At 60.5% G+C, this 16,534-nt stretch carries 18 protein-coding genes; 12 read left to right on the forward strand and 6 right to left on the reverse strand.

Going from position 1 to position 16,534, the window contains the following annotated elements:
- Nucleotides 1-302, forward strand: a 302-nt coding sequence (locus ACYVHT_RS14585) for a hypothetical protein (RefSeq protein WP_460553146.1), incomplete at its 5' end; no start/stop codon positions are given.
- Here ACYVHT_RS14585 and mtaB read toward each other — a convergent pair.
- Nucleotides 299-1,633: a MiaB/RimO family radical SAM methylthiotransferase gene (gene mtaB / locus ACYVHT_RS14590; protein WP_460553148.1), complete on the reverse strand. Its 1,335-nt coding sequence runs from the start codon at nt 1,631-1,633 to the stop codon at nt 299-301. The two genes, ACYVHT_RS14585 and mtaB, sit on opposite strands and share 4 nt — an antisense overlap.
- A gap of 32 nt (nt 1,634-1,665) precedes the next feature.
- Nucleotides 1,666-3,450 (reverse strand): LTA synthase family protein, encoded by a 1,785-nt coding sequence (locus ACYVHT_RS14595; protein ID WP_460553151.1) that lies wholly within the window; start codon nt 3,448-3,450, stop codon nt 1,666-1,668.
- Here ACYVHT_RS14595 and ACYVHT_RS14600 point away from each other — a divergent pair.
- Both ACYVHT_RS14600 and ACYVHT_RS14605 read left to right on the forward strand, forming a co-directional pair.
- A complete protein-coding gene (locus ACYVHT_RS14600; protein WP_460553153.1) occupies nt 3,439-3,735 on the forward strand; it encodes a hypothetical protein in 297 nt (98 codons plus the stop codon). The two genes, ACYVHT_RS14595 and ACYVHT_RS14600, sit on opposite strands and share 12 nt — an antisense overlap.
- Nucleotides 3,736-3,776: 41 nt before the next feature.
- Complete coding sequence (locus tag ACYVHT_RS14605) at nt 3,777-5,966, forward strand: glutamine synthetase III family protein (RefSeq protein ID WP_460553156.1); 2,190 nt, start codon at nt 3,777-3,779, stop codon at nt 5,964-5,966.
- A 161-nt stretch (nt 5,967-6,127) separates the two neighbouring features.
- Here ACYVHT_RS14605 and ACYVHT_RS14610 read toward each other — a convergent pair whose 3' ends face one another.
- Complete coding sequence (locus ACYVHT_RS14610) at nt 6,128-6,670, reverse strand: hypothetical protein (protein WP_460553159.1); 543 nt, start codon at nt 6,668-6,670, stop codon at nt 6,128-6,130.
- A 189-nt stretch (nt 6,671-6,859) separates the two neighbouring features.
- Here ACYVHT_RS14610 and ACYVHT_RS14615 point away from each other — a divergent pair, with 189 nt between their 5' ends.
- The 3 genes from ACYVHT_RS14615 (at nt 6,860) to ACYVHT_RS14625 (ending at nt 9,277) form a co-directional block, all read left to right on the forward strand.
- The gene (locus tag ACYVHT_RS14615; protein ID WP_460553162.1) at nt 6,860-7,225 is read left to right on the forward strand and encodes a hypothetical protein; all 366 of its coding nucleotides are present in this window, start codon (nt 6,860-6,862) and stop codon (nt 7,223-7,225) included.
- A 37-nt stretch (nt 7,226-7,262) separates the two neighbouring features.
- Entirely contained in the window at nt 7,263-8,186 is a 924-nt protein-coding gene (locus ACYVHT_RS14620) for a PAS domain-containing protein (protein WP_460553165.1), read from the forward strand.
- Between the two features lie 116 nt (nt 8,187-8,302).
- Nucleotides 8,303-9,277 (forward strand): NAD(P)H-quinone oxidoreductase, encoded by a 975-nt coding sequence (locus ACYVHT_RS14625; RefSeq protein WP_460553168.1) that lies wholly within the window; start codon nt 8,303-8,305, stop codon nt 9,275-9,277.
- Between the two features lie 71 nt (nt 9,278-9,348).
- On the opposite strand, the gene ACYVHT_RS14630 is transcribed toward ACYVHT_RS14625, so the two are convergent.
- Both ACYVHT_RS14630 and ACYVHT_RS14635 read right to left on the reverse strand, forming a co-directional pair.
- Nucleotides 9,349-9,957: a thioredoxin family protein gene (locus ACYVHT_RS14630; RefSeq protein ID WP_460553171.1), complete on the reverse strand. Its 609-nt coding sequence runs from the start codon at nt 9,955-9,957 to the stop codon at nt 9,349-9,351.
- A gap of 85 nt (nt 9,958-10,042) precedes the next feature.
- Nucleotides 10,043-10,528, reverse strand: a complete 486-nt coding sequence (locus ACYVHT_RS14635) for a TlpA family protein disulfide reductase (protein ID WP_460553174.1) — start codon at nt 10,526-10,528, stop codon at nt 10,043-10,045.
- Between the two features lie 171 nt (nt 10,529-10,699).
- Between ACYVHT_RS14635 and ispG the strand changes: the two genes are divergently transcribed.
- Together ispG and ACYVHT_RS14645 are read left to right on the forward strand one after the other, a co-directional pair.
- Nucleotides 10,700-12,781 carry a (E)-4-hydroxy-3-methylbut-2-enyl-diphosphate synthase gene (ispG, locus tag ACYVHT_RS14640; RefSeq protein ID WP_460553177.1) on the forward strand — a complete coding sequence of 694 codons (2,082 nt, stop codon included), beginning with the start codon at nt 10,700-10,702 and terminating at the stop codon, nt 12,779-12,781.
- 42 nt (nt 12,782-12,823) lie between these two features.
- Complete coding sequence (locus tag ACYVHT_RS14645; protein ID WP_460553180.1) at nt 12,824-13,243, forward strand: hypothetical protein; 420 nt, start codon at nt 12,824-12,826, stop codon at nt 13,241-13,243.
- Here ACYVHT_RS14645 and ACYVHT_RS14650 read toward each other — a convergent pair whose 3' ends face one another.
- On the reverse strand, nt 13,244-13,714 hold the full coding sequence (locus tag ACYVHT_RS14650; RefSeq protein ID WP_460553183.1) for a nuclear transport factor 2 family protein: 471 nt from the start codon (nt 13,712-13,714) through the stop codon (nt 13,244-13,246). It abuts the gene before it with no gap.
- 94 nt (nt 13,715-13,808) lie between these two features.
- Between ACYVHT_RS14650 and ACYVHT_RS14655 the strand changes: the two genes are divergently transcribed.
- From ACYVHT_RS14655 to ACYVHT_RS14670, 4 genes are all read left to right on the forward strand, one after another.
- The gene (locus ACYVHT_RS14655) at nt 13,809-14,537 is read left to right on the forward strand and encodes a phytanoyl-CoA dioxygenase family protein (protein WP_460553185.1); all 729 of its coding nucleotides are present in this window, start codon (nt 13,809-13,811) and stop codon (nt 14,535-14,537) included.
- Nucleotides 14,538-14,666: 129 nt separating this feature from the next.
- A complete protein-coding gene (locus tag ACYVHT_RS14660; RefSeq protein WP_208173008.1) occupies nt 14,667-14,840 on the forward strand; it encodes a DUF6728 family protein in 174 nt (57 codons plus the stop codon).
- An 11-nt stretch (nt 14,841-14,851) separates the two neighbouring features.
- A complete protein-coding gene (locus tag ACYVHT_RS14665; RefSeq protein ID WP_460553189.1) occupies nt 14,852-15,202 on the forward strand; it encodes an MmcQ/YjbR family DNA-binding protein in 351 nt (116 codons plus the stop codon).
- 176 nt (nt 15,203-15,378) lie between these two features.
- On the forward strand, nt 15,379-16,467 hold the full coding sequence (locus ACYVHT_RS14670) for an acyltransferase family protein (RefSeq protein WP_460553192.1): 1,089 nt from the start codon (nt 15,379-15,381) through the stop codon (nt 16,465-16,467).
- The last annotated feature ends 67 nt before the right edge of the window (nt 16,468-16,534 follow it).

Consider the following 16,534-nt stretch of genomic DNA (forward strand, 5'->3'; position numbering starts at 1 on the left):
CGCCGGAGGAAACGCCGGCTGCGCCGGTTGCGCCTACCCCGCCCACGGCTCCGGTAGCCGCTCCGCCGCCTGGGGCAGCCACGCCTGCCCCGCCCGTAGCCGCCGCCGCATCAGCGCCCGCGCCAACAGCGGCGCCGGCGACTGCCGCTGTTGCCAATCCGGAAACGTATGTGGCCGCCGCGCTTCATGCGCAGCACCTGCAGCACCAACTGGCGCTGGCTGAGCTACGGAACCAGCACCTGGTGGAACAGCAGCAGATGCTGCGCGAGATGCTGGCCATGGCCCGGCAGGCAATGGTTTAGGCGAAAATGCCTGCTTCCTCGGCTTCCATCAGGCCCAGGGCGTTTACGCCGGTCAGGCGCAGGGTTTTCATCTCGCCCACCAGCAGCGGGTCGTACTTCGCGGTCACGCGGATGTAGTTGGGGGTGAAGCCTTCCATGCGTCCGTCGGTCACGTCGTCCTCAAACAATACTTCGGTTTCCAGGCCGAGGTGCGCTTCGTAGAAGGCGCGCTTTTTCTTCTCCGAGAGGCTGCGTAGCTGGGTGGTGCGCTCGTGCCGCACCCGGTCGTGCACGCGGCCGGGCAGGGTGGGCGCCAGCGTATCGGCCCGCTCCGAGTAGGGGAAAACGTGCAGGTAGCTGATGGGCAACTCGTTGAGGAAATTATACGTGTCCAGAAAGTCGGCCTCCGTTTCGCCCGGGAAACCCACTATCACATCGACCCCGATGCAGGCGTGCGGCATCAGCTCCTTGATACGAGCCACGCGCTGGGCGTAGAGGCTGCGGCGGTAGCGGCGGCGCATCAGGCCCAGAATCTTGTCGGAGCCGCTTTGCAGCGGGATGTGGAAGTGCGGCATGAAGCGCGCGGAAGCAGCCACGGTTTCCAGAATTTCGTCGGTCAGCAGGTTGGGCTCGCAGCTGCTGATGCGGAAGCGGCGGATACTGCTCACGCCGTCCAGGGCCTGCACCAAATCGGTGAAGCTTTCCAGGCGTTCGCGCGCGGGGCCCTGCAGGCCGAAGTCGCCGAGGTTCACGCCGGTTAGCACGATTTCTTTCACGCCGGTTTCGGCCAGCTTCTCCACGCGCTCCACCACCGAGGCCACGCTGCCCGAGCGGCTGCCGCCCCGCGCCAGCGGAATGGTGCAGAACGAGCAGGAATAGTCGCAGCCGTCCTGCACTTTTAGGAACGTGCGGGTGCGGTCGCCAAACGAGTGCGCGGGCACAAAGGTGTTGGCCTCGGCAATGGGGGAGGCGTGCACCACGCCCGGCTGCCCGGCGGCGGGCTTCTTAAAATCGGCCAGAATATCGACCAGCATAAACTTCTCGGCCGCGCCGAGCACGGCGCTCACGCCCGGGATTTCGGCAATTTCCTGCGGCTTGAGCTGCGCGTAGCAGCCCACGATGGCCACAAACGCCTCGGGATTGTGCTTCAGCGCCTGCTGCACCACTTTCCGGCACTTGCGGTCGGCGTGGTCGGTCACGGAGCAGGTATTGATAACGTATAGGTCGGCCCCGGCTTCGAAGGCAACTTTTGCGAAGCCTTTTTCTTCAAACTGCCGGCCAATGGCCGACGTTTCGGAGAAGTTCAGCTTGCAGCCGAGGGTGTAAAAAGCAACGGATTGGGGAGTAGGCATAAGGCTGCAAAGATACGGCCGCGCCCGCGTTGCTACTTCCGCGCAAAGTCCTCCAGCGAAACCTGCTCCATGGCTTTGCCCAGCTTCAGCTGCCAGTCGGGCACGGCAATATCCCGCTCCCACACCCGCTGGGTGATATTATCGAAGGTGACCTGCCCGGCGGCGGTGACATCGCCAAAACCGTTGTTGAACGAGTAGTGCGCAAACGACACCGGATGCCGCGCCAGCAAATCCCGGCTCCAGACAAAGTCCGTGGCCGGCAGCCCCAACTGCCGGAGCAGCGTGGCGGCCACATCCGTTTGCGAGCCGATGGTGGCAACTACTTTCCCCCGCGCTTCCGGCCGCAGGGCCCCGCCGGCCAGCACCAGCGGGATGTGAAACTTGTAATAGCTCTGGTTGGCCGAGCCGCCGGGCTGCGTGTGGCCGTGGTCGGCCACCAGCACCAGCAGCGTGTGCGCGTACCACGGCTGCTGGCGCGCGGCGCGCAGAAAGCGCCCCAGTTCCCGGTCGGTATAATACACGGAGTTCCGAAACAGGCTCGTTTCGTCCTGGCCCGGAAACTTCGTCTTCATGGGCACGTCGAACGGCTCGTGGCTGCTCAGGGTGAAGGCCGTGACGAAGAAGGGCTGCGGCTGCTGGCGCAGGTCGCCCAGCAGGCGGTCGAACAGCACACCGTCGTGAGCCCCCCATTTGGAATTCTGGTCGGCTACGGCAAAGTCCGAGCGCTCCGTAAACTTTTCGTAGCCGGCCGTTTGCAAATAGCTTTTCATGTTGGCAAACGCCAGCTCGCCTCCATAATAGTAGTGTGAGCGGTAGCCCGCCCCCGCCAGCACCCGGCAGAGATGGGGCAGCCGCTCGGTTTTGCGCGGAAATTTGATGATGCTGGTGGTTGGCTGGTTGGGGTAGCCCGATAGCAGCGATACCAGGCCCTTCTGGCTGCGGTCGCCGGCCGCGTACAGGTTTTTGAACGAAATCCCCGTCCGGGCCAGGCTGTCCAGGTTGGGCGTCACGCCCGGCTCGCCGCCTGCATTGTGCACCAGCTTGGCCGTGAAGCTTTCCAGAATGATGAACAGGACATTGGGCCGCGGCTCACTCAGGTAATTGGCCGTAGTATCGGCCGGTACCGGCTGCCCCACCGCGCCCGGATACAGCTTGGCTACCAGCCGCCGGGCAGCGCTATCGGGCATAAAGGGCTTAACCGGCTGTTCATCGGCGCGCAGCACCAGGGCATTCATCAGGTTCCAGGGGGCGTTCAGGGCGGCGTGGTTGGCAAAGGCAATGCGCGAGAAATACACGTCGCTCTGGTTCACCGGAATCTGCTGGGTGCCGCCCCGCAGCGGCACCACCAGCAGCGCCGTGTAGAGCAGCCCCGCCAGCGCGGCCCGCCAGCGCCCAAACCACTCGGGCAGGGGCGGCAGCTTGCCCACCACTCCTTGATAGATGGCCCACCCACCCAGCAGCAGCAGCAGAAACAGCCCCAGCAGCAGGGCCACCGGCGAGCTTCCCGCCGAAGCAGCCATTTCCGCCGGCGAGTTCAGGTATTGCAGCGGCGTGTCATCGAGCCGAAACCCCCATACCCGGTAAAGCTCCAGGTCGGCCGTCATCAACAAAGCCAGCACCGCCCCGATGGCCATCGAATAGCCGCCTGTCAGCTTTGCCAAAGGCAGGCGGGGAAACAAGCTGCCGGCCACAAAAAACAGAAATGGCAGCACGCTGACGTAAGCAGCGGAGGAAGCGTCAAGCCGCAAGCCGTAGAGCAGGCTTTTGAGCAGCGTGCCGGCCGGGAGAGTCGCAGCCAGTTTGTGGTGGTAGCCCAAAAAAAGGCACCGGCCAAACTCAAAAAACAGCAGCCAGAACAAAAAGTAGCGCGGCTGAAACGCAAAGCGGTTTTTCACCCCCCAAAGGTAACCGATGGCTCAGGTGGTAAAAAAGCCGGGGCCAAAAACGCCTTTTCGGCTTTTTGTCAGAGAAACAGCGCCATTGACGTTGAAAAAGAAGGGGGTTGGCAGACTAAAGGACTGTTTTTATCGAAAACAACCCTTTTATTTCAGGGTATTCTATCTCGAAATGTGATTCGTGTTTTATCTTTGCCTTCGAAATAAAAACATAATCCTGCCAAACGCTTCAGTCCGGTACGCACCTTATGGCCATCCTTCGTTTTAAAGCCCTTGAACTCGTCAATCTGCGCCGCCCCGTAACCGTGGAGCCGGCCGCTGCGCGTCGCTCCGACAGTTTCGGGCAAAACGTGTTCAACCTGGAGGCCATGCGGGCCACCATGCCGGGCGATTATTTCAAGAAGCTGCAGGCCGCCATCAAGCAGGGCGCCACCGTAGAGCGCAACGTGGCCGATGCCGTGGCTTCGGCCATGAAAACCTGGGCCATGGCCAAAGGGGCCACGCACTACACGCACTGGTTTCAGCCCCTGACCGGCGCAACGGCCGAAAAGCACGACTCGTTCTTCGACCTGAACTCCGACGGCCGGCCGATTGAAAACTTCAAAGGCTCGGCGCTGGTGCAGCAGGAGCCCGATGCTTCGTCGTTCCCCAACGGCGGCATCCGCAACACCTTTGAGGCTAGGGGCTATACCGCCTGGGACCCCACCTCGCCCGCCTTCATCATCGAAACCATTGGGGCCAAGACGCTGTGCATCCCTACGATTTTCGTAGCCTACACCGGCGAAGCCCTCGACTACAAAGCCCCGCTGCTCAAATCGTTGGCCGTGCTGGAAAAGGCCGCCGTTGACGTCTGTCAGTATTTCGACAAGGACGTAACCCGTGTCAACACCACGCTGGGCATCGAGCAGGAGTATTTCCTGGTCGATAAAGCCCTGCACGATGCCCGCCCCGACCTCGTCCTGACCGGCCGCACCCTGTTCGGCCACGCGCCGGCCAAGGGCCAGCAGCTCGACGACCACTACTTCGGCTCGATTCCGGCCCGCGTGCATGCCTTTATGCTCGATTTCGAGGAGGAGTCGAACCAACTCGGCATTCCGCTGCGCACGCGCCACAATGAGGTGGCGCCCAATCAGTTCGAGTGCGCTCCGACTTTTGAAGACGCCAACCTTGCCGTTGACCACAACCAGCTCCTGATGGACGTGATGGCCCGCGTAGCCGAGCGTCACAACTTCAAAGTGCTGCTGCACGAGAAGCCCTTCGCCGGCGTGAACGGCAGTGGCAAGCACAACAACTGGGCCATGAGCACCGATACCGGGGTGAACCTGCTGGCTCCCGGCCGCCGGCCCAAAGAAAACCTCCAGTTCCTGGCGTTCCTCATCACCACCATCAAAGCGGTGCACCGCTACGCTGACTTGCTGCGCGCCAGCATTGCCTCGGCCAGCAACGACCACCGCCTGGGCGCCAACGAAGCGCCCCCGGCCATCATGTCGGTGTTCCTGGGCTCGATGCTGGACGGTGTGCTCGACGAACTGGAGCGCACGGCCAAGCTGCCGCTCGACAAAGGCGACAACATCTACCTCAAGCTGGGCATCGACAAGATTCCGCCCATCCTGCTCGACAACACCGACCGCAACCGCACGTCGCCCTTTGCCTTCACCGGCAACAAATTCGAGCTGCGCGCCGTGGGCTCGTCGGCCAACTGCTCGTCGGCCATGACCGTGCTGAACGCCATTGTGGCCGACCAGCTGATTGACTTCAAAAAAGCGGTCGATGCGCTGATTGAGCAGGGCAAGAAAAAGGAAGTAGCCATTGTGGAAGTGCTGCGCGAGTACGTAATTTCCTCTAAAGCAATTCGTTTCGAAGGCAACGGCTACTCCGACGAGTGGAAGGAAGAAGCCGCCAAGCGTGGCCTGAACAACATCGCTACCACGCCGCTGGCCCTGGATGCGCTGGTGCGCGAAGACGCGGCGGAACTTTTTGCCCGCCACGGCATCTTCTCGCATGTCGAGCTCCACGCCCGCCACGAGATTTTGCTGGAAGACTACCAGAAGAAGATTCAGATTGAAGGCCGCGTGATGGGTGATTTGGCCGTAAACCACGTCATTCCAACCGCGCTGGCCTACCAGACCAAGCTGATTAACAACGTGCGCGGCCTGCGCGAACTGGGCCTCGACGAAGAACTCAGCCAGGTGACGGTGAACATGATTAAAGATATTTCGCGTTACGTCTCGACCATTAAAACCACGGTGGACGAAATGACCGAAGCCCGCAAGCAGGCCAACAAGATTGAGGACATGCGGGAGCGGGCCATTGCGTACTGCGACGAAATAAAATCAAAATTCGACACCATTCGCCGCGCCGTTGACAAGCTCGAGCGCATGGTGGCCGACGAGGACTGGCCTCTGGTGAAGTACCGCGAACTATTGTTCAGCCGGTAAGTCGTCAGTGGACGGAATCGGGTCCGGTGTTGGGTGGGAATTCTCGCCGCGCCCCGGTTTTGAAAGAGCCATCTCGGGTGAGGTGGCTTTTTTTGGTTGTTCGCTGCAAACGATTGCGGCTAAGTATGAATCAAAAAAGCCTTTTACTGAGGCGGTAACGGCTATTTTGCCTGTTTTGCGGGAATAGTGGCTGGCGCTGCCAAAAGCAGCGGTAGACGAGGAGCTTGAGCATCGGCATCCTCGTCTACTACTTCGGCGCTGCTGCCGGGGTCGGGCACCAGCATGCGCCAGGTCGCGCTGCGCAGCTCATCAAGCTTGTCGAGGGCTTCGCTGATGGTTGGGTTGGCTTTGAGCTTGTCAAACAGGCCGCTTTTGTTGCCGGCCACAATCAGCTTTTCAATGACGAAGGGCAGCACCCAGCCCACCACATTGGACGCCAGGGCCCCGCGCAGGCCCAGGCGCAGGAGCAGGCGCGTGGTCATTTGCTCTACCAGCAGTACGCGGGCGGCGGGCAGGGCCTTGTCGGCCAGAAAGTCGGCCACCAGCTTCAGATTGCCTTTTTCTACTTCGGCGCGCAGCACATCCTGCACGCTGTCGAGGGCACGGGCGGCCAATTGCCGGAACAGCCGGCCGGTTTGCCAGGCTGCGAGCCCCGTGAAACGTGCTGCGCCGATTAACGTAGGCAGAAAGCGTGGCTTTTTCATTCGGTGGTACTGCGGATATTTAATGCTTGGGGTGGAACGCAGCCGCACCAATTTGGGTTAGCCCGGCGGTAAGCAAAAGTGGGGGCGTTTGATTAAAACGGCCCTGGAAACCATACGGGGAATAAATTTGGTAACCCTGGCCCGTTTTGCTTGTTAAGTTGTTGCCTGCGGGCTGCTATTTTCTTCTCTATGTCAGACTTGCTGCTGGATATAAATTTACAACAATCACCCGACGAGTATTTCGGCGGCGAGTGGCAGGTGGCCAACCGCGTGCTGAACCACAACGACCCCGCCAGCCCCCTGGCGCGGGCGGCGCGTCTGGTGTTAGCTCCGGGCCAGCTTGAGGCCCGGCCAATTCCGCCCGGCCCCAGCCAGACGGGGCAGTGGGCCGTGATGCGCGACGAAATCCTGAACCGCCCATACCTGACTTTTGAGCTGCCCGAAGAAGCCACCCGGGCACTGGTGACGCGCCTGCGCCGCTCCGCCGATGGCCTGCATAGCCAGCTGAATCTGTATTTTGCGTCGGGCATGGAGATGCAGCTTGACCGCGCCTGATTCTTTATTTTTCGAATCTTAATTCCTTCGTCTGTTCGTGAGCACTTCGTCTTCCGTTAATCCATTGCCCGCCGAGGCCCTGTCCACTGGCAATGAGCAGGGCCTGGTTGGCCCCGAACAATTTACGTTTCTGGCCGACCTGATTCCGCAGCTGGTCTGGATAACCGACCCGACGGGTTTTCACACCTATTTCAACCAGCGGTGGATTGACTACACGGGCTATACCCTGGCCGATAGCGTGGGCCCGGATATGTGGAACAACCTGCTGCATCCCGACGACCGTGCCCGGGCCCGCGAAATCTGGGGCCATTCGCTGGCCACCGGCGACGACTACGAAATTGAATACCGGTTCAAAGGCCGCGACGGCGCTTACCGTTGGTTTCTGGGCCAGGCGCGGCCCCGGCGCGACGAGGCCGGCAATATCATTGCCTGGTTTGGCACCTGCACCGATATTGAGGAGCAGAAGCGTGCCGAGCAGGAGCTTAAGCAGCGCGAACAAGAGTTTACGACGCTGGCCGACAGTATCCCTCAGCTGGCCTGGATTGCCCACCCCGACGGCGATATTTACTGGTACAACCAGCGCTGGTTCGACTACACAGGCTCCAATCTGGAGGAAATGCGCGGCTGGGGCTGGAGCCGAGCGCACCACCCCGACTACGTGCAGCAGGTGGTGGACAAGGCCACGCAGGCATGGCCGGCCGGCCAGCCCTGGGAAATAACGTTTCCGCTGCGTGGGAAGGATGGCAACTACCGCTGGTTTCTGACGCGGGTGGTGCCGCTGCGCAACGAGCAGGGCGAGGTAGTGCGCTGGTTCGGCACCAATACCGACGTGACAGCCATGCGCGAGCTACAGGAGCAGCTGGAACGGGCGTATGCCGATTTGGAAGCCAAAGTGATGTTCCGGACGCTGGATTTGGAGCGCGAAGTGAAGGAGCTGCGGCAGCAGGCGGGCAAAGGCTAGCCGGCAGCATATATTTTGGAAGCATAAAACGGCTCTTCGGAGCCGTTTTTCGTTAACAGCAGCAGCGGCGGCCTCCTTTAGCCGTTGCCTTGTGTACCACTATCAAACCAGTTTTTATGCAAGCCATTGTTATCCAGCAGCCCGGTGGCCCCGAGGTGCTTCAGGTCCGTGAGTTGCCCAAGCCCCGCCCTGCCGCGCACGAAGTACTGATTCGGGTGCAGGCCGCCGGCGTCAACCGGCCCGACGTGCTGATGCGTCAGGGCAAATACGCTGGCAGCGGCGACGTAGCCGGCACGGTGCCGGGGCTGGAAATCGCGGGTATCATCGAAGAATGCGGCGCAGCGGCGGGGCGCTGGCAGCCCGGCGATGCCGTGTGCGCCCTGCTGCCGGCCGGGGGCTATGCCCAGTACGTGGCCGTAGACGCCCGCCACTGCCTGCCCGTGCCGGCCAGCCTGAGCATGGTGGAAGCCGCCGCGCTGCCCGAAACCGTGTTCACGGTGTGGCACAACGTCTTTCAGCGCGGCGCGTTGCAGCCGGGCGAAACGCTGCTGGTGCACGGCGGCAGCAGCGGCATCGGCACCACGGCCATTCAGCTGGCCCGGGCCCTGGGCAGCCGGGTGGCCGCCACGGCCGGCGATGAAACCAAGTGCAGCGCCTGCCGCGAGCTGGGGGCCGACTGGGCCATCAACTACAAAGCCGAAGACTTCGAGCAAGTGCTGAACAACGAGGGCGTTGACGTTATTCTGGACATGATTGGTGGCGACTACATTGCCAAAAACCTGCGCCTGCTGAAGGATGACGGCCGCCTGGTGTTTGTGAACGCCATGCAGGGGAGCAAGGGCGAGTTCAATGCCTTGGAGGTGATGCGGCGGCGTTTGAGCATCACAGGTAGCACGCTGCGGCCCCGCTCGGCCGACTTCAAAGCCGCGCTGGCGGCGGAGGTTGAGAAGCACGTCTGGCCGTTGATTGCGGCGGGGAAATTCCGGCCGGTCATCTACAAAACCTTCCCGCTGGCCGAAGCGGCGGCCGCGCATCGGCTGATGGAAAGCAGCGCCCACATCGGCAAGATTGTGCTGGAAGTGGCAGGGTAGAAGCTGGCAGAAACAGAACGTCATGCCGCGACCAGCGCAGCATGACGGACAATTAGCTTCTGTTTCTCAAATTAAGCCCGCTTCCACTTGATGGTGCAGCCGATGGCTTTGGTCGAGCTGGTGGTGGCGGGCTTGCCGGCCAGAATTTCGGTCATGGCGTTTTCCACGTATTTGGTTTTCACCAGCTTGGCGTCTTCCGAGTTGTCATCGATGGCGCCAATGTAGCTCACCACGAAGTCGTTGCCCTTGCGCGTGAGCACGTAGAGGTGCGGCGTGCGGGTAGCGCCGTAGGTTTTGGCTACCTGCTGCGACTCATCAACCAGATACGGAAAGGCGTACTTCTTTTTCTGCATGTCGGCGTAGGAGTCGCCGGGGGCCACGGCCGGGTCGTTGGGGTTGATGGCGACCACGGGGTAGCCCTTGGGGGCGTATTTGGCGTTCAGGTCCACGATGCGGCTTTCGTAGGCTTTGGCGAAGGGGCAGGTATTGCAGGTAAACACCACGATGTAGCCTTTGGCGGCTTTGTTATCGGCCAGCGACACCAGTTTGCCGTCGATGTTTTTGAGCTTAAAATCGGCGGCCTTGTCGCCCACTTTGTAGCCCTCATCGGTGGGGCGCAGCGTGAAGCTGCTCAGCAGCAGGGCGAAGCAGAGGGTGAGCAGGGAGAGCGTTCTGGGCATCGTTTTCATGGGCAAAAAAGGGTTTGGGGGTTGAATAATGGGGCGTATGAGAGCGAAAGCGGCGCACGAAGGTGCTTCGGAGAAGTTACAGAAATTTCTGGAGCGCCGCGGCTAATTCGGCGGGCGTCAGCTCCTGCTCGAAGGTAGTGCGCTGCCGGGTTTTGTTGTTCACAATCAGCGTGAAAGGCAGCGCGCCCGACCATTTGGCATCCACTTTTTCAATGTAGGAATTGGGGTCGGCTTCGTTGAGCAGCACGACTTCCGACTTCAGGCCGCGCTGCTTCACGAAGGGCTTCACTTTCTTATCAAGCTGAGAGGCATAGTCGAGGCTCACGAGCAGCACCTTTACTTTTTTGGTGGCATTGGCGGCCCGGATTTGCTCGAAGCCGGGCAATTCCTTCACGCAGGGCGCGCACCAGGTAGCCCAGAAATTCACGATGTAGGTTGTGTCGGTGGGCCGCGTCAGGCGCTGTTGCAGCTCGGGAAACCGGATAACCTCAACCCGCTGCGCAAAAACTGGCGCGGAGAAGAGCAGGCTGATGCCGAGCAGCAGAGGTTTTGAAGAAAGCATAAGACTTATTTTGAAACGCTAAGAGGCAGAGCTTCCCGGATACACCCCACACCCTACTTCTCATCATAGACAACGGGCTAAGCCCAGAAGTTGCGGCCCGACCCCGCCCCGAACCGCTTTACCTTTGTGCTTCCGGCGCAACTTTCGCCTTCCGACCATAGTTTTTGGCTCATGAACAAAACGTATTGCCCCAGCCTCACTGAATACAAGCGCCGCGTGTCGCGCGTGGTCAACATTGGCGGTTTGCCGATGGGCGGCGACTACCCCATCCGCGTGCAAAGCATGACCACCGTCGATACCATGGACACCCTGGGCTCGGTGGAGCAGACGCTGCGCATGGTGGAGGCCGGCTGCGAGTACGTGCGCATCACCGCGCCCAGCATGAAGGAGGCCCAGAACCTGCTGGAAATCAAGAAGGAGCTGCGCAAGCGCGGCTACAACGTGCCGCTCATCGCCGACATTCACTTCACGCCCAACGCCGCCGAGCTGGCCGCCCGCATCGTGGAGAAAGTGCGCGTGAACCCCGGCAACTACGCCGACAAAAAGAAATTCGAGGAGATTGAGTACACCGACGCCACCTACGCGGCCGAGGTGGAGCGCATCCGCGAGCGGTTTCGGCCGCTGGTCCAGATTTGCAAGCAGCACGGCACGGCCATGCGCATCGGCACCAACCACGGCTCGCTGAGCGACCGGATTCTGAGCCGCTACGGCGACACGCCGCTCGGCATGGTGGAGTCGGCGCTGGAATTCCTGCGCCTCTGCGAGGAAGAAAACTACTACGACGTGGTGCTGAGCATGAAGGCCAGCAACACCCAGGTGATGGTGCAGGCCTACCGCCTGCTGGTGCAGAAGCTCGACGAGGAAGGGCTGCAGCCCTACCCGCTGCACCTGGGCGTGACCGAAGCCGGCGAGGCCGAAGACGGCCGCATCAAGAGCGCCGTGGGCATCGGCACGCTGCTGGAAGACGGCCTGGGCGACACCGTGCGCGTGAGCCTCACCGAAGCGCCCGAGGCCGAAGCCCCCGTGGCCCGCATGCTGATTGACCGCTACACCGGCCGCGCCGCCACGGCCCGGCCCATCAAGCCGCTAAACGCTACGCTTAATGAGGAATTACGAATAAAGAATGAGGAATTGGGGCGTGATAATTCCTCATTCCTCATTCCTCATTCTTCATTAAGCGCAGCGTCGCCGATTAACCCGTTTCAGTACCACCGCCGCACGACGCACGAAGTGGCCAACTTTGGTGGGCTGAACGTGCCGCGCGTGGTGGCCGATTTGTCGCGCCTGCCGCAACTGGAATACGCCGACCTACGCGCCGCCGGGCACCTGTATTCGCCGTTTCTGGACAAGTTTCAGATGTCGGACCTCGGGGCCGACTACATCTACACCGGCGAGCGGCCCGTGCCGTTTATGCTGCCCAACGGCCTGAAGGAAATCGTGACGCACAGCGCCTGGGTCGATTCCGGCCAGCGCCCCGACCACTTCCCGTTGATGACGGTGGATACGTACATGGGTGATTTTGCGAAGCTGCACCCCCAGCTCAATTTCCTGATGGTGGAGCTGGACGCGCTGGATGCCGCGCTGCTGCACCGCCTGCGCACCGATGCCACTGTGGTGCTCACCCTGAATACGACCAACGCCCACGCCATGCCCGAAATGCGCCGGGCCTTTTTCGAGCTGATGAATGCCGGCGTGACCTGCCCGGTGGTTGTCCGGCGCACCTACACGGTGGAAAATCCCGCGCAAACCCAGCTCGATGCGGCTACCGACGTGGGCGGCCTGCTCATCGACGGCCTCGGCGACGGCATTGCCCTCTGCACCGACCTGCTCCCCGTCGACCGTCCCCAGGAAGAATGGCTCAGCGATATCGACATGCTGAACCAGCTCTCGTTCGGCATTCTGCAGGCGGCCCGCACCCGCATGAGCAAAACCGAATACATCAGCTGCCCCAGCTGTGGCCGCACGCTGTTCGACCTGCAGGAAACCACGGCCATGATTCGCAAGCGCACCGACCACCTCAAGGGCATCAAAATCGGCATCATGGGCTGCATCGTGAACGGCCCCGGCGAAATGGCCGATGCCGACTACGGCTACGTGGGCGTGGGCAAGGGCAAAATCTCCCTCTACCGCGGCCAGGAAGTCATCAAGAAATCGGTGCCCGAAGAACGGGCCGTAGATGACCTGATTGAGCTGATGCGCGAGGATGGGAAGTGGATTGAGAAGGAAGTGGTGGAGGAACCGGTGGGGGCGTAATGAGCTAGAGTTTAGGAACTGTTAGTCTGAAGTAAGGAGCACATGTGCTATTATGTGTACGTAGGAGCGAATTCAGAATTGCCCTTAATTGATTGGAACGCAGCAAGCCCATACTTCTACACCACTGAAGTTCCCGAAGACGAGCAAGCTGTTAAAAAGCATTTTTCAAAATCACATATCCGCTATATGGGTTCATGGCAATCATGTTCTTGTGGTTTTAATGCTGGGACAACTGAAGATTTTTTCGAAAGTGCCAGTTCTGCCAGCGCTCTTTTTAATTATATTAATTATATATTTAAATTTGAAAATAGTGTTGAATTCTACACTTGTTGGGCGGGCAACCAATTAAGTGAGCCGGAACTCAGAGTGGAAGAAAATATCGATAATGTGAACGTTGAGCGGGATGGTTTTTCGCTTGAAGAAAACGTCTTTATTACTTACAAGCAGTCAGACAACGGGTAGCTACCTGCACTTTTCCTTCCGCCTCGTGTCGATGATGTGCGCGATTTTCCAGCCGTCGGCCAGCTTCACCAGCTGGAAGGAGTCGTAGCCGCAGTGGCTGAATTTGCTGCCCAGGTAGAACGCATACGGCGCCCACACGCTGGCCAGGTTGGCGTCGATGAGCACCCGCTCGAACTGCACCCGCTCGTCCCAAATGGCGGGGTGGGGCGTGCCCACGGCTTTCAGGAAGCCGTTGATGGATTCGATTTCCAGCGTGGGCGGCTGGCCGGGCTTGCCCCCGAAACCGTGAAAGATGGCCGCCGGGGCCAGCGTGCGGCGCACGGCGGTGCTGTCGCCACGCCGCATGCCGTCGAAAAACGCGGTGACGGTTTGCTGCACGGCTTCCGTCTCGGAAGGGGCTTTTTGGGCGCGGGCGGCGGGCGAGGTGGCCGCCAGCAGCACGGCGGCGAAGAGGGTAAAACGGTTTTTCATACAGGTTGGGAGAATGCGAGTCGGCTAAAGGCAAGGCAACGGGGCGGGCTGTTGCACCACCGCAGCCCGGGCCCCGAATGTAGCTTTGCAGCCCATGAAACACCCTGCCTTCGACCTCGCCACCAGCCATCAGTTTGCGGTAAAAGGCTTTGCCCTGCTGCCGGGCCTATACGACCAGCCGGAAATAGCGGCGCTGCTGCACGCCATAGAATGCGCCCCGGCCGGCGGGCCCAACTTCCGGCGCAGCCAGGACGTTTTTGCCATTCGGGATTTGCTGGGCGAGGTGCCCGCGCTGTGGCCGCTGCTCGATACGGCGGCGTTGCGCACGGTGCTGGCCCGGCTTTTTCCGGACGGCTGCCACCTCACCAAAGCCATTTATTTCGACAAGCCGGCCGGCTCCAACTGGCTGGCGGCCTGGCATCAGGACCTGATGATAAACGTGGACCGCCGCGCCGACCTGCCCGGTTTCGGCCCCTGGACCAGCAAGCCGGAGGGCATTTCGGTGCAGCCGCCGGTGGCCGTGCTGGAAAATGAATGCACCATTCGCATCCACCTCGACGACTGCGACGCCACCAACGGCGCCCTGAAAGTGGTGCCTGGCTCGCACCTGCGCGGGGTGGTGCCCGCGGCCGATATTGCGGCCCTCACGCCAACGGCTGCCGTTTGTGCCGTGCCCGCCGGCGGGGCCATGCTGATGAAACCGCTGCTGCTCCACGCTTCGAACCGCAGCACGAGTGAGCGCCCGCGCCGGGTGATTCACCTGGAGTTTGCCTCGGTGGAGCTACCCGCCGGGCTGGCCTGGCGCGAGCACCGGGCCTTGTAGCTCATGCTTCAGCTTGTGCCCGGTGGCCCAATGCCGCAAGGCACAAGCCAAAGCATGTGCTACAAGAAACGCCAGAAATCATTCTGCCGCGCCCGGTGTTACCTTAGCTACTCCCAAACCTGCTCTGATATGAACGGCAAGAACCTCTTCAACTTCGGTCCCGTGCTCGGCTATTATTTCCGCAAGCACGACCCCAACCGCAAGAACAACTTCAACATGAAGACCATGCACTTCATCAATAAGCTCAGCCTGGCCATGTTCCTGGTGTGCCTGGTGATAATGCTGTTCCGCTACGTGCTGTAGGAAATTGCCGGATGAATATTGAGGATTTCCGCGACTACTGCCTGCTGAAAGCCGGCGTAACCGAAGAAACGCCCTTCGGCCCCGATACGCTGGTGTTTAAAGTGGGCGGCAAGGTGTTCGCCCTGACCAGCATCGACACCTTCGGCAGCATCAACCTGAAGTGCGACCCCGAGCGGGCCGTGGAGCTGCGCGAGGCGCACGACTACGTGCTGCCCGGCTACCACATGAATAAAAAGCACTGGAACACGGTGCTCATCGGCACGGGCGCGCCGGAAAGCCAGCTGCGCGAGCTGATTGACCACTCGTACGAGTTGGTGCGCGCCTCGCTGCCGAAAGCCGTGAAAGCGGCTATAGAACTGTAGCTATAGTTATAGAACGCAATTACAGTTTCTGTATCGCAATAAATCCTCGTCATTATGGCGGGGATTTTTGCTGTGGGCCAATGACGTAAGTCTATTCGTTAAAATGGGAAAGTCCACCCGACTGAGCAGTATTCGCCTGACATGGCGTAATTTTGACTCCCATTTTACCAGCTTAGATGAAACCAGTTCTAGCCGAACCGTCGCCTTTCGAAACCGAGACGGATACCCTTTTAGTTGAGGAGGTTGCCCCGACACCCGTGGCTCCGCGTCCCAAAGCACACATCAGCATTCTCGACGGCTTGCGGGGAATCGCAGCGCTCAGCGTGTGCCTGTTTCACTTCACCACCGGGGCCCTGAGCACCTTCCGGCATCCGGTGATGCAGTTTGTGGGGCACCGGGGATACCTCGGGGTCGAAATGTTCTTTGTGATTTCCGGCTTTATCATTCCGTTTGCGCTGGCCCGCAGCAACTACTCGCTCAGCAGCTTCGGCAAATTTATGGTGCGCCGGTTCGTGCGTATCGGGCCGCCGGCCTACCTGGCCATGGGCGTGCTGATGGGAGCCTGCTTTCTGGTCGATTATTTCCACCTGTCGCCGGCGCCCTTCTCAAAGCCCATATCCTGGCCCATGCTGCTGCACAATGTGTTGTTTACCATTCCGTTCACTTCTTATTCGTGGATTAACGGAATTTTCTGGACGTTGAGCATCGAATTTGAATTTTACCTGGTGCTGGGCCTGCTCTTTCCGCTGGTGCGCAAGTACCCGTGGGGTATTCTGGCCCTGGGCCTGGCCCTGAGTGCATCCAACTACATCCCGGGCATGCCCGAGCAGACGCTGTTTCACTACAACGTGCTCTTCACCTTTGGCATGGCCACCTGGCTGATGTTCGACAAGCTGATTTCGCGAACGTACTTCTTTGCCCTGCTGGCGCTGTTTTCCGTCATCGGCGTGTTTCAGGTGACGCCTGCGCCCGTGCTGACGGGCGTGGCCACGGCGCTGGCCATCAGCTACCTGCGCTTCAGCAATCCGGTGGCCACGTTCTTCGGCAACATCTCCTATTCGCTCTACCTGCTGCACGTCATTGTGGGCTGCTCGATAGAGTTGATTCTCATACGGCTAATTCCGGTGGTTAACTTGGCTACCGTCGTGCTGTCGCTGCTGATTTGCATCAGTGGAGCCGTGGGCGTGGCCTACCTGTTTTATCGCTACATCGAAACGCCGTTTACCCGCCTATCCGGTCAGCTTTTCCGTGCCAGGCGTGCCTGAGCAGTACAGCCTCTCCGGCACGAAAAAGGCCCGCTGCGATTGCAGCGGGCCTTTTTCGTTTTCAATA

The organism is Hymenobacter daeguensis (assembly GCF_054780555.1).

What these genes read in the sequence shown, in the direction of transcription:
- ACYVHT_RS14635 (WP_460553174.1), bottom strand. Translation starts at nt 10,528, where the DNA reads ATGCTTTCTTCAAAACCTCTGCTGCTCGGCATCAGCCTGCTCTTCTCC.
- ACYVHT_RS14660 (WP_208173008.1), top strand. Translation starts at nt 14,667, where the DNA reads ATGAACGGCAAGAACCTCTTCAACTTCGGTCCCGTGCTCGGCTATTAT.
- ACYVHT_RS14645 (WP_460553180.1), top strand. Translation starts at nt 12,824, where the DNA reads ATGTGCTATTATGTGTACGTAGGAGCGAATTCAGAATTGCCCTTAATT.
- ACYVHT_RS14605 (WP_460553156.1), top strand. Translation starts at nt 3,777, where the DNA reads ATGGCCATCCTTCGTTTTAAAGCCCTTGAACTCGTCAATCTGCGCCGC.
- ACYVHT_RS14670 (WP_460553192.1), top strand. Translation starts at nt 15,379, where the DNA reads ATGAAACCAGTTCTAGCCGAACCGTCGCCTTTCGAAACCGAGACGGAT.
- ispG (WP_460553177.1), top strand. Translation starts at nt 10,700, where the DNA reads ATGAACAAAACGTATTGCCCCAGCCTCACTGAATACAAGCGCCGCGTG.
- ACYVHT_RS14630 (WP_460553171.1), bottom strand. Translation starts at nt 9,957, where the DNA reads ATGCCCAGAACGCTCTCCCTGCTCACCCTCTGCTTCGCCCTGCTGCTG.
- ACYVHT_RS14625 (WP_460553168.1), top strand. Translation starts at nt 8,303, where the DNA reads ATGCAAGCCATTGTTATCCAGCAGCCCGGTGGCCCCGAGGTGCTTCAG.
- mtaB (WP_460553148.1), bottom strand. Translation starts at nt 1,633, where the DNA reads ATGCCTACTCCCCAATCCGTTGCTTTTTACACCCTCGGCTGCAAGCTG.
- ACYVHT_RS14665 (WP_460553189.1), top strand. Translation starts at nt 14,852, where the DNA reads ATGAATATTGAGGATTTCCGCGACTACTGCCTGCTGAAAGCCGGCGTA.
- ACYVHT_RS14610 (WP_460553159.1), bottom strand. Translation starts at nt 6,670, where the DNA reads ATGAAAAAGCCACGCTTTCTGCCTACGTTAATCGGCGCAGCACGTTTC.
- ACYVHT_RS14615 (WP_460553162.1), top strand. Translation starts at nt 6,860, where the DNA reads ATGTCAGACTTGCTGCTGGATATAAATTTACAACAATCACCCGACGAG.
- ACYVHT_RS14650 (WP_460553183.1), bottom strand. Translation starts at nt 13,714, where the DNA reads ATGAAAAACCGTTTTACCCTCTTCGCCGCCGTGCTGCTGGCGGCCACC.
- ACYVHT_RS14655 (WP_460553185.1), top strand. Translation starts at nt 13,809, where the DNA reads ATGAAACACCCTGCCTTCGACCTCGCCACCAGCCATCAGTTTGCGGTA.